The following is a 12,782-nucleotide window of genomic DNA, read 5'->3' on the forward strand; positions in this document are numbered from 1 at the left end:
AGTTTTTAAGTTAAACGTATTCTACCTTTACTGTCAACCCGGATTTTACCGCCTCCGGTAAGGCGGACGGACGGAGCCTGAACCGTCACGTTTATGGTCTTGTACAAGTGGGTGGCCTGTGTCGGGATCACGTGGATCCGGCTCGTCCCAATTTTCAACGGGGTTACAACACCCGCAGGATCCACGCTCACGGCCACGTCATCACCCAAGAACAAAACATTCTGCAGCGAGTACGAGGGGAACATCTTGGCCACGATACGCTGAACGTAAGGATTACGCTGGGTGATGCGTTTCGTGTAGGTCAGTTCCATTCTCGTGGGAGCCAACGAAGCCGCACCCGATATGGACTCCTGCAGCTGCTTCATCTTCTCGATCTCGGCCTCTGCGGTGGTGGCCGTACTGCTCGCACGGGCGGCAGCGGCAAGAGCTTCCGATTTGGCCGCATTTACAGAGCTGGCCTCCTTGTTCGCCGTATCAGCGGCGGAGGACGCTTTCGTGGCGGCATTCGTGGCATTTGAAGCGGCTCCGTTAGCAGCGTCCGTGGCTTTCTTTGCCGCTTCGATAGCGGTTCCCGCAGCACCGGCGGCATCATTGGCACTTTTGGCAGCGTTATTGGCCGCAGTGGTTGCCTTGTCTGCATTCTGTTTGGAAGTATTCGCGCCGGAGGCGGCATCATTGGCGTTTTTGGTTGCAGTTTCCGCTGCCGTTTTTATCTTGGTCAGATCCGTACCGGCATCATTCGCATTCTTGGCGGCATTGGTGGCATTTGTCGTGGCCTTTTTCGCTTCGTTCGTGGCTGTTATCGCTTTTGCCGTGGCATCAGCGGCCTTTTGGGTCGCATCCGCAACCGCATCGGTTGCCACGTCCTGCAGCAAATTAACGGGAGCCTCGACAACTTCCGGGATACCACCGTTCATTCTCAAGGCCGGGAGTGTCAATACTCCATCCAAAGAGGAAACAACAGGAAGCTCACCCACACCTTTGGATTCGGCTCGCAGTATGTTCCGGACACGGGCGGCTATCGCCTGTATTTGGGATTCTGTCAAGTTTTCCATATCAGACCTCCGTTCTTAACTGTTCTATTAAACCATCTATAAACATGGGAGTACACCATTCATTTGCAACCCTCACGATAAGCTGTTCCTCTTTTCCCGTGATCGCAACCGGTTCTTCACTATTATAGATCTTAAAAGCAAGGGCGTGGGCTTCTATCCCGATCGTATGCTGGTATATCAAATCAGCAAAATCCTTACGTGCGTCACCGGTAATTTTCTTTTGCCTGGAAATTCCGGTATAAGCCTCAAATTTTTTAAAGTTCACTTTTTTCATATCGTCATTTGTAATATTTATAACTGAGAGAGTTAAATCCCAAAACACACCACCCACATTTATTTAGGAAATCAAAACCATAGGTGATCTCCTCCATATGTTCCCCGGTGTATATATAAAGATACTTCCACGTGGTCATGTATATCGAATTTTTTTTCGGATCCTTTGGTGGCGATGATAACATTCCCAGCCACGTTATGCGTAAATCTTCGGATTCGTCACCATAAACAGGAAATTCTACCCATTCGCCATACCAATACAAGTAATTCCGGTTTTCTTTCTCGTTATAATAGAGCCAACCACTTTGAGGGTTTATTGGCGGTTGTACGAGTTCCCCTCTCCACGATATCAGACCGGCCATTTCTCTGCCATTATGTTCCGGCGTGCCAATAAGTTCGATTATTCCGCTTATCCATTCTATCTTATAAGGATCGCTATACGACAACAAACCATCTTCGCCCAAACCCGAGTTGGTTCCACGAATCTGACTTCCATCATCAATGCGCACGGAACTGTAACGGATAGAACCCACCGTTCTCGTGTAAGGAGGATGACATCCGTTATACAAGATCACTCGTGATCCAATATACTTTACATCATTTGACAATATGATATCGGCTCCATTAGTTGCTCCTTTCATATCAACCTTCAAACTTAATTCCTTGTTGATCTTGTATCCGTATTCTTTTCGTGCGGAATCAGTCGTGTATATGGCATCGCTCGATTCCACTAAATGAAAATTAGTCTTTAAATATCCGGAAAACGTACCCGCATTCGCTTCAATCGAACCATCCTCCAACACCTTAAAATATTCATTGGCGGTAACGAGCCCCTCCAGCCTGATATGTTCCGCATTTATTGCCACGTCCTCAGCCGATTGGTTGATAAAGGATACGATTGTACCGCCATTCTCCAACGACTTGCTTGCCCATAACCTGTTACCGTCAGCAGAGGTAATCCACCCGGCCCTGCTGATGGTTCCGTCTATCGTGTCCACACGGCTCACGATGGCGTTGATCTGCTGCGCCGTCACGTGAAAGCTGCTCTCATGGGTGGTCAGGCGGTTACCCAATACGTCCACCCTGTCAATGGTCGCCCATAACTTGTTGCCGTCCGCAGTGGTAATCCAGCCTGCAGTCTTTATCGTGTTGTCAATAATTCCCAGTTCATCCTCCGCCTTATCGATACGACTCACGATGGCATTGATTTGATCCGCCGTCACGTGGAAGCTGCCCTCATGGGTGGTCAGGCGGTTACCCAAGCCATCCACCGTTGAAATTGTAGCCCATAACTTATTGCCGTCCGCAGTAGTTATCCAGCCTGCTGTCTTTATCGTGTTATCAATTTTATCCACCGCCTCGGCCACCGCAGAGATATGTTCAGCCGTTTGCTCAAATTTCGTGCTTACAACCTTTTGATAATCCTCCAGCGGGTGGTTGGTCAAAGTGAGCCGCTCGACATAAATATCACCGGTAAACTGCAAAAGGAAATCACCGGATCCGCTCCATTCTCCCGATACCTCCAACACCTGAAATCCATCGGCTGCCTCGATAGCTTTTGAAACATAAGGAGCGGATCCGCTGAAACCGGCAGTCAGGGTTCCACCGGCATCACAATGGTATTTTATAGTCAAATAAAGGATACTCCCTTTTTCAGGTTTGGTTATATCTTTATTCAACTGCTTTATATAACTACGTTTAACACGGAGCATGAAACGCCCGTCAAAAGAAACCACGTCCGAAACCTTGTTCTTTTCGGAATAAAAGTTTATACCCAAATCAAGCAGCTGCCCGTTCACGTCATAGATGCTGATATCATTCTCCCGGATCCAGCCGGTCAGGTCATCCTGAAAGGTGGCGTTCGTCAGGTAATTGTCCTTTTCGGTCATCGTGTTGATAACCCCCTGCATGGCACTCTGCAACATCCCCTCAACGATTTCAAATTTCGTCCGGACATCCTCTCCCGTACGCAGGCGAAAATCACCGGTCAGGTAAGCGTTCTCCGAATACAGCCCGTAACCTTTTAACTGTCCCCAGCAATAAGTGATGATTCCAGCCAAACGTCCCAAACGGGTACGGACGGCATTGTCAGGATCCGTTTTCATCCCGTACAGGACATCGAGGTAAGGGCTGCCCTCCTCCACGCTGGTTTGCTTTAGGATACCTTTTCTGTCTGAGTTCGTCAAAGAGTCCACACGGGTAAGCACGTCACGGGCGGCCACGCTGCCCACGTCACCGACAAAATTTTTATAGGTGACACTATCCATCCGGTTCTCTCCATCAGCCAATGCCCCGACCTTGGCATCCACCACCTCAAACTCGTATTGTTTTCCACCGTGGCCATTCACGGAAAATTGTTGCACCATCACGATATCACCGGCACGGAAAGGATTATAAAGGACACCTTTCTCAGTGTCGAGATATATCGTTTTTGTGGCCGGGTTGATAGAATGAACACGCATCATGTCGGAGGTGATACGGGTTCCGTTCTCACCCACGAGCTGGGAGATCACGAACTCGTAAACTCTCATCACGCCACGGATGGTCATGTCATCAAGCTCCATGACCGCTTTTTTCTCCGTTACACCGGCGGAGTTAATGACCTCTTTCCAGAACAAAGCCCAGCCGGATCCGCCCGGAAAACCGGAGATGAAGTTCTCGGAGGAGAGGGTATCTTTAAAGAATGCGTTTTTATCGACCGTGAGCTTTTCAACCAATGCCGTGCCGATCACGCTGATCCCCTTTAAAAAGGTTTCAAGTTCACCCGCCTCGTCAGGAATATCTTTCCGCAGGAATTTATCGGAAATTTCCTTTTCCAGCCTGCTGATCGAATTCGCTATCGCTTTGATAGTCCGGACGGCGGAAAGGACATTGTATTCAGTAGGATCAATGCTGTCCCAGCTCTTTAAAACAGCCAGCACCTCCTTGTTCAGCTGCTCCTTGTAAGCGGCCTGTATATCCACGATATTGTTCTCTATTTGGCTGATACGCCCGTAATCAACCGCATACGTGCATTCAATATCCGCCTCGAAGGGATTATTCAATTTCCGGGAGATTTTCGTGATACGGCTCTCGTGCGCCCCTGCCGGAAAATAGATCTCATTTTCCAAAAGAACACGCCTACCGATTTGCAAGGATATCCGGTTTTCTTCCAAATAGACATAATCAGTGGGAGCCTTGTACACGGAAGTATCAATACTGATTTTATCCATGTATTTGGCCACAGCTTCTGCAAATTCCTGCTCGGCCAGCGGATAATATTCTTTAGGCATCCGGATGTTATACAGGATATATTCATCACCCGGTTTCGGGATCAACAAACCGCCCGGCAGCTGCTGGTTCTCGTAAGGGAATTGCGTTACGATTTCAAACTCTTTCGTTTTGGAATTAAAATTCAACTCAAAATCACGCCCGTTCAGCTCTCCGCTTTGAAACACCACATTCTTGACAAGCCCCTCAATCTCATAATCATTCGGATCGAAATCGAGAGAGGAGTCCGTAAAGTAATATATCGTGAATTTATTGCCGTCCTCACCAGTGGCCTCCATGCTTCTAACCGTAGATACTTTACCGGTACGTCTTGGATAAATATTGGAAAAGAAGTTTTCCTCAGATTGCTCCACGATACCGAGGTAGGTATTCTTTTCTACATAGCGCACGCCACCGGGTAACTGCAGACGCTTATAACCGTAATCAGACTGCACGATATTACGGGTGCTGCCAAGCGGGTAAAGACGGGTAAAAAACGGAACCGTATCATTTGCCACACGGGTGAGTTTTTTCAATCCTTTCCCATATCCCAAAGGAACGGCAGTGCCATGCTCGCACCGGCTCAGGTTGATGGTCGAACCCTCGATCCACCACTCCGTGTCGAAGTTCTTGGCTATCTCGGAAAGAGCGTCAAAACAAAATATATTATCGTATTCTATGTTCACGTTACCCGTGGAAACAACCTCCCCGATAACCCAAGCATTACCACCCTTGATCCGGTTGATATTGTCGCATATAAGCTGGAGATGTTCCGCAGCGGTGGCATCATAAGAGAAAGACAACTCATTCTCGTTATCTACCAGCTTGAGGACTTTCGCCTTTTTAAGTTCACTCTCGATCCCGTAAAATTTGCAGTTATACACGTATTCCACGGTGGAATTCTGCTCAGGTTTATAATCCTCCAATAACGTGAAACGCTCCCCGTCAAAGTCCACGTAATCGTTCACGCCCAGCCCGACATACTCGTAAAGCGTGAATGACAAATTCAGTACATTGTCATTCATCACCTCCTTAACATGACGATCCGAGTCCGAGGGTGACACGGTGGCTTTTAAAACGCCTTGCTGATTGTATATTTTAAGTTCCATTTGAACGCCGTTTGAATTTATTTGAATAGCCTATAACACCGGAGCCGGTTCCCTGAATTTCACGCTGAATTTTGCGGCAACCTCGCCACCGAAATCGGTCAGCTGGCTGTAGTCCGTGCATTCCTTGTAATACAGCCGGAATGAACGGTCAAGCTCCTGCAGGTATAAATTTAGCCACCCTTTATTCCCGGCCTTTAAAAAAGCCAAGAAAGCGGAATAACGGATAAGGAATTGCCGCCGGTCTGATGCCATGATCGCAAAATGGAGTGTCACGTCACGAGCCTCCCAAGCCGGAACAAGTGTTTCAGGCAGTTTCTCGCCATCCTGTTCCCTGAATGATACAGCCGTGTGCGTTTTGGTTGCAGGTGGTTTCAAAAGTGAGGAGTAGTTCTTGTTCTCACCGGGCTTTTCCTCCACGAGGAAAGCCCCGTAATCCGTGAATATATCCACATCATTAATCAATAATAAGCCTTTCAATACATCCATATCATTTCATTTTTAAACCGTCACGCTTTATTTCCACGATCTCATCATATATTTTCGGCAGACTGTCGGTATTCTCTTTTATCTTGTTGATGGTATCAATAGCCCCGCCGAGTCCCTCGGAGATATTCTCCACGTTCTCATCGATGGAGGCATCGTGCATCTGCAGGGAGGTCATCAACCCCTCCAGCTTTGTACCCTGATCCTGAGAAAGGGATTGAAACGCCCCGGCTTTACCGCTCTGAGTCGTGGTATCCTCTTTCCAAAGGTCGAACCCCATAGCCGCCGCTTTATCTTTCCACGATTCCATCCATGACTGCGCAGCATCCACGTTACTGCCGATATTATTGTAAAAGTCATCCACGAGCCGCATGGCATCATTAGCAATCTGTTCCTCGCTTTTACCACTGCCGTAAACCTCTTTGAGCTGCTTCTGCAGGTCATCAAATTTATCAGCGAAAAACAAGGAGTATGCGATCTGCTCACCGAGATCCTCAAACACGGATACTGCCTGATCCGCAAAGTTCTCCAAAGCCGTACCGCCCCCTTTGATGGCGGAGGTGATGGAGTCCAGCATACCCGGGCCGAGGCTCCCGAATGTTTCCTGCAGGTAATCCTCCAAAGCCTGCTCTGCCTCGTCCATCGCATCTTTCAGGTCGATCAGGTTCTCGAGGTAGTTCCGGGTTTCATCACTCATCTTACGGGTATCGAGGATCACTTGGAGCATTTCCGTATCCAGCTCACCGTTGGCCTTGATCAGCTCCGGGTAAACATCGAGAATGCCGCTATAAACGTCTTTACCCTTTCCCCAACCGAACAGACCGGTTTTCTTGTGGCCGGTTACGATCTGGGCATCGTTCAGACCGCCGAAACCTTTCTGATAATTTTCCAACCGTTTGCGGTAAGTTCCGGCAAAATCTCCCGTCATGCGTTCCATCCAGCTCATGGTCGGGGCTTCTCCGGAAAGCTCGTCCTTAAATTGGGAGAGGGCATCCCGGTAAACCTCTATCGCATTGGCGGCCTTTGCCACCTGACGTTCCCCGAATATATTCTCAGCCTTTTCCAGCAAAAGATTCTGCTCCAGCAAAAGGAGATTGTATTGCCGCTGAAAATCGAGCTTTGCCTTTTCAATCTCTTTTAAAGCCTCTTTGTGACGGGCTTCCGCCGCAAAAGCCGAGGTGATAAAATTGGCAGCCTCGCCGATGGCCGCACCTATACCGCCGATCAAACCGCCTTTTGCAAATCCTTGCCCGATGTTGGAAACCGCACCCATGACCTGCTGCATTCCACTCAGGGCATCCGCCGTCTGAGTGTCACCCATTTGGTCGAACATATTAGCAAGCTCGCCAGCCGCATCTGATGCAGCACCGCCAATCGTGCCGATAGCTCCGGATAGTTCTTTGGCTCCTTTGGCTCCCTTTAGTTCGGCAAAGCCTTTCTCGAATGTCTTGAAAATGCTTTCCCACTTGTTATTGCCGCCTTTGTCGGAATCGAGCAATTTGTCAAGTGCTTTCTTTAACTTTTCAAGTTTTTCCGGGCTTTTCTCTATATTCTTTAATTGCTCAGGCGAAATAAACGTGATGCCTTTCGTATCCCCGTTACCGGAAAGATACGCCCGGAGCTGTTTGGCCTGCGAAATAAGTTTTTGCAGCGAATCAAAGGACATGGAAGAATAGTCCCCGAATAATTTCTTTAAAAAATCGTTATCTTTGGATGCCTCCTCGGCCTCGGCATCATTAATGGATTGGATGCCTTTCGTTACTTGTTCCTTTGCAACCGCTATCGCACGGTCAATCTCATCGGAATTTTCCGCTGTACGCTGGGATTCCAGCTGGGCGATATCATCATCACCCTGTTTCTTTATGGCGGCTCTTTGCGCCTCGAAATCACGATATTTGCTCAGGAGTTCTTGCAGGGTTTCCTGCTGTTTCTTTTTCTTCTCGGTGGCATCCCTGTTTTCCCTGCTATCAATATCTGCAACGGTGGCATCATATATCTGCGCCGCTTGTATGCGTTGCGTGGCCGCCTGAGCGGATATATTGGCAAGTTGTTCAGGAGTAACCTTTTCCCCGGCGGCTTTCAGCTTATTGTACAGTTCAATGCGCTGCTGTTCCTCACCCGTGATACGGTCTTTTTCTCTCTCGAAATTAAGCAAGGCCTCCGCACGCTCCCTCTCGTATCCCTCTTTCGTCAGGGCGATACGCTGATCCTCTATCTTTTGACGGGCTTTTAGTTCCAGCTCGGCAAGGTTATTCACAATTTTAGCGGGCTGTTTCGGATCCTTGTTATTTTTATTCGGATCCACGAAACCACCGATACCGGACTTTTTACCCAGCTCTGCATATTCTTCCTGCAGCTTCTTTGCCTCATCCAAATAAGCATCCCGCTGTTCCTCTGCAGCTTTTATAGCTGCGGCCTTTGCCTCTTTATTATGCTTTTCAATCAAAGCCTCGGCATCGAATTGGCCATAGGATTCAGCCTGAGCCATACGCAGCCCCATTTTAGAAAACCACCCCATTGAACCCTCGACATCAGATTCGGGCGTGACTTTTACCTCGTTCACCTTTTCGTCCGCTTCCACGGCTTTGTTCACGAGGCTTTGGGCTTTCGCTTGCAGGAAAAGCATTTGGATATAGTCATCACTCTTTTGGATCAGCACATCGTACCACTCGGCAACGGTATTGTAATATCCGAAGCTCTCGCCGTATTTCCGGTTCAACTCCTCAACTTTGGCCTTTTCCTGCTCCTTGCTACCGGTAAAGTCTTTCAGGCTTTTCGTGGTATTCTCTATCTCAAAGCGGGTTTTGATCATTTGGGAACGCCCGTCACTTTCTATTTTAACCCGTTCTTTGGCCTTTTCCGCCGCTGCCTCCTGAGCATCGCTGTATTTATCCCAAAGCACGATAAGCCCCGTTATAACGGCGGAAAGCCCCAGCGTAAGGGTGGCCATCAAAGCGGTGGCAGCCGCATTGGAGATGCCCAATGACACGGCCAACTTTGTATTGGCCGCCGTCAGCAGCTTTTTCATCTTGACAACGGTGACCAGCCGGAAAGCGGAATCCTTGTTCAGGGTATTCATGACTTGCTGCAGCCCCATAGTGACGGCCATGACGCTCTGCACACGGGTTTGTATCTTTATCAGATCCTCGTTTTCCGAGGCAAAAATCCCCATGACACCGGTGGCGGTCGTGAACAGACCGGACAAGCCGTTCACACCGCTCATCACTCCCTGCAAGGCTGCATCATCATTGGCGAGAATATTCGTTTGGGTACGCAGATCACCGATGGTATCGGCTAATACAGCGGCTTTATCGGCCATCTCCGCATACTCTTTGGTGTTCTGTTTGCCCTCCAAACGCAGGCGAGCCATCGCATCCTGCATCTCCCGGAGCTGCATCGAAAGACGTTTGGTGGAAACGGATGCCTTGTCATGCTCCGCCTCAAGGGAGGAGAGAATGTTCTTGTCCTCCTGCAGGGCTTTGGTACAGGCATCTATCTCCGCACGCATCTCCAGCTGCGCCTTTCCGGGTGCAAGGTTGTCGTATTGCTTCTTTAAATCCTTGAGACAGGATTCAACATACTTGATCTGCTCTTTTTGGGCGGCAATACGGTCTGTGATGCTTTTAGACACCTGCTCGGCCTTATCTCCCAGCGTTTCGGCGGACTTGCCCGCCTTGTCAATGCCGGGAGAGAGCTTGTCTCTCATTATGAATTCTATCTCAACGGGTTTCATTGTTCTTTCAATCGTGATTGGAAAAATCCGGAAAGGCTTTTAGGTTTCCCTTTACCGCCTTTGCTTCCGGTTCGGTTGTTATCATTCTCTTTCTCGTAATGTGGCGCATCGGCAAGCATCATCCGGAGGGTTTGGTAATTGACACCCCAAAGAATGTATTTTACACTCCAGCCGGTGGCCGCAGCTATCTGCCACACTATACCAAAGGGGCTATGGGATCCGACATATTTCGTTCTTAACTCCCCTTTCTTTTTTGGCTCTCTCTCGGTTTCAGTGGATTGGATATCTGAACCGATTCGATAATACGCATAAAAGACTTTGTACCAAGCAAAGTGACAAAACGCTGGTTAGCACCCTGCAGGTACTTGTCAGGAACAAACCATCTCAAGAGCCATGCGACAATACCGGAAAACAATAGACCGGAAACCGCCCCACGGCAGATGGTCAGGGATACCATCTTGGAAACACGTTTGCCATGAATGGCAAGGAACGCCATCTCCTCATGCTTGTTGAACTGCTCCATCTCCTCGTATGTGATACCCAACTGCAGGTATAGCCTTGCGATCCGGATCTGACTCCCCAAGCAGGGACGTTTCATGGTTACCCTGATCGATACCGGTTTCTTTCTGAATGGCATCTTAAACTGCAAAAAAGGCAGGGAAACCCCTACATCAAGCAAAGCCTCCGCTGCCTCTATTTCCACGTTCTTTTTCATGGGTTACGCATTACCAGCCGCCTGACTCAACGTGAGGGTGGCCTTTTTGGTATTATCAGCCGCAAGGATAAACTCTACCGATCCGTTTCTCACAGCCCCGGTATTGGCATCCGCCGTGATGGTAATCCTGCCGTTTACAATCTCAAGGCTGAAACCGGCGGGAACCTTTCCAACGGAAAACGCTCCGGAGGCTTCAATATCCACCGTCTTGCTTTCTCCACCTTTGGCGAATGACAAAGAGGTGGGCGTTATGGAAATAAATGGAACCGTGTCATCAAAGCTGAAAGGAGAACCTCCATCCAGCGGGTTCAACATTTCCATTTCACACTCGATACCCAGCGGATCATCACCGCCAATCTTGCCACGTACAACACCGTCCAGCGTCATACGCTTGACCTCGATAGTCTGGCCGGTTCCGCAAAGGATTTTCAATGCACCCTCTAACGAAACGGATTCCGAGGGAGCCTCCCATTTTGTACCGTCCACCGTTCCGCCCATCACGTCCTTACAGTTCTGAGGAACAAGTTCAATCAGGGTAAACTTTAGCAGATTGGTAGCATCCTTTTTCTTTATTTTCTTGACCGGGGCATTACGAACCTGTGCGGCAAAGAGCTTGATATATTCAGCGGCATCACCGCCCCAATCGATACCGTCCTCAGAAACATTGCCGATCTTTTTACCATTGAAATAAATGGCATCAAGGAGCATCATGTATCCATCATTCACATATACTTTTGACATCGTTCTCTATTTTAAAAAGGTTAATATTCTATTCTTTAGTTTCTTTAGTGGAGAGGTAAGCAGCAAACCGCCCACGAATCCGGCTAAAAGCCATTTATACCATGTAGCGGGAGGTTTTTCCTTGATACTTTCAGCGGCATCGCTCTCCGCCTTGTAGGTTTCATCACTCCGGCTGCTCGTCTGTTCCATCCGGGAAATAACCCGTTTTAAGCTATCCACCTCGTTGCGCTGTCGGAACACCTCACGCTCGTAAAAAAGGCATTGCCGGGCGATAGAGTCACATTTACCCGTAACCGTGATATTATCGCCATGCCTTTGCACGCTTACCGATGCCTGACCGTCTTTGGCCGTGTAGCCAGCACCATCCGGCAGGTTAAGGAGGTTCTGTATCGGAACATCCACTTTCGCCTCCGACTCCGGAATCCCCTCCCGTGTCAGGGCGGTTATCGTCTGTCCCTGCAGTAGTTCCCCCGTCCTCTGAGCCGTCACGTCTGACTGCTCTCCGGTTACTCCGGTGGTGGTTCCGCTTTTCGTCTGTTCCGTCAGCGTGTGTGACTGCTGGCTCTTGGTTAATTTCGCCGTGGCACATCCCATCAGGCAGAACACGGCTATAAGTAGCACGAGGGTTACCCCTCGGATTGGATTTCTCATCATTTCCTGTTTGTTTATTGATTACTTTTCTTAATCTCTCCACCTCTTTGGTAAGACGGGAGAGCTTTTGGATCATCTCCTCCTGATTCGCTTTCAGGTCGGCATTCTCTCTACGGAGTTGGATATTCTCATCCAATATCTTCCGGTTCTCACTACTGAGCATATTGATGGACGCCTGAAGCTGGGATAACATATCATTGTTCTGCTTTCTACGGCCAACAAACCATGTGAAGATGCTCCCGATAAAACCACCCGGCAGGGCGAACATTAAAAAATCCATCAGACCGTCCATCTCTTTGCTTTGTTATTGGTTAATGCCTATTTTCCTGAGCCATGCCTGAACGTCAAATGACGGGCACGCCTTGGCCGCAATCTCGTTATGACCGATGATTCTCACCCGTGGGAAACGGCGGTGGAAGTCTTTCACGTAATCCTCCAACGCTTTCAGCTGGCCGGGAGTACGGGTGTCTTTGGGAGTCTTGCCGTCAGCGGCCACACCGCCAACGTACACAATGTGCCGGGAAATGGAATTGTACCCTTTTGCTCCATTGGTAATCTCCCACGGATCCACCCGTGCGTCCTCGTTGTTCCGGGCCAATCGCTCCACCGTTCCGTCAAGGTGAAACATATCGGTATATCCCACCTGCTTCCAGCCACGCCCACCCTTACTCACCGGGTTCGTGTGCCATGCCCGGATATCGTTACCCGTTACCTTACGGCCTTGAGGCGTGGCGGTACAGTGGATTACCAAATATTTCAATTCTGCCATAACC

The 12,782-nt window shown here is 49.1% G+C and carries 10 protein-coding genes; all 10 read right to left on the reverse strand.

The annotated features are described in order from the left end of the window. Positions 1-5: 5 nt before the first annotated feature. Positions 6-1,055: a hypothetical protein gene (locus DMB45_RS09795; RefSeq protein ID WP_032602129.1), complete on the reverse strand. Its 1,050-nt coding sequence runs from the start codon at positions 1,053-1,055 to the stop codon at positions 6-8. A 1-nt stretch (position 1,056) separates the two neighbouring features. After that, positions 1,057-1,329, reverse strand: a complete 273-nt coding sequence (locus DMB45_RS09800) for a hypothetical protein (protein ID WP_110688732.1) — start codon at positions 1,327-1,329, stop codon at positions 1,057-1,059. A gap of 4 nt (positions 1,330-1,333) precedes the next feature. Further along, entirely contained in the window at positions 1,334-5,686 is a 4,353-nt protein-coding gene (locus DMB45_RS09805) for a hypothetical protein (protein WP_227080999.1), read from the reverse strand. Between the two features lie 30 nt (positions 5,687-5,716). After that, positions 5,717-6,172 carry a hypothetical protein gene (locus DMB45_RS09810; RefSeq protein WP_032602131.1) on the reverse strand — a complete coding sequence of 152 codons (456 nt, stop codon included), beginning with the start codon at positions 6,170-6,172 and terminating at the stop codon, positions 5,717-5,719. 1 nt (position 6,173) lies between these two features. Then, a complete protein-coding gene (locus tag DMB45_RS09815; RefSeq protein ID WP_181416507.1) occupies positions 6,174-9,902 on the reverse strand; it encodes a hypothetical protein in 3,729 nt (1,242 codons plus the stop codon). Next, on the reverse strand, positions 9,899-10,099 hold the full coding sequence (locus DMB45_RS09820; protein ID WP_005779428.1) for a hypothetical protein: 201 nt from the start codon (positions 10,097-10,099) through the stop codon (positions 9,899-9,901). The genes DMB45_RS09815 and DMB45_RS09820 overlap by 4 nt, the downstream gene beginning before the upstream one ends. Positions 10,100-10,137: 38 nt before the next feature. Then, complete coding sequence (locus DMB45_RS09825) at positions 10,138-10,617, reverse strand: hypothetical protein (protein ID WP_005940336.1); 480 nt, start codon at positions 10,615-10,617, stop codon at positions 10,138-10,140. 3 nt (positions 10,618-10,620) lie between these two features. Further along, positions 10,621-11,358: a BACON domain-containing protein gene (locus DMB45_RS09830; protein ID WP_110688733.1), complete on the reverse strand. Its 738-nt coding sequence runs from the start codon at positions 11,356-11,358 to the stop codon at positions 10,621-10,623. 6 nt (positions 11,359-11,364) lie between these two features. Continuing rightward, entirely contained in the window at positions 11,365-12,012 is a 648-nt protein-coding gene (locus tag DMB45_RS14895; RefSeq protein WP_009292776.1) for a hypothetical protein, read from the reverse strand. A 301-nt stretch (positions 12,013-12,313) separates the two neighbouring features. Next, positions 12,314-12,778 carry an N-acetylmuramoyl-L-alanine amidase gene (locus tag DMB45_RS09845; RefSeq protein WP_005940344.1) on the reverse strand — a complete coding sequence of 155 codons (465 nt, stop codon included), beginning with the start codon at positions 12,776-12,778 and terminating at the stop codon, positions 12,314-12,316. Positions 12,779-12,782: the final 4 nt, after the last annotated feature.

Source organism: Sanguibacteroides justesenii (genome assembly GCF_003204205.1).
GTDB classification, from domain to species: domain Bacteria; phylum Bacteroidota; class Bacteroidia; order Bacteroidales; family Marinifilaceae; genus Gabonibacter; species Gabonibacter massiliensis.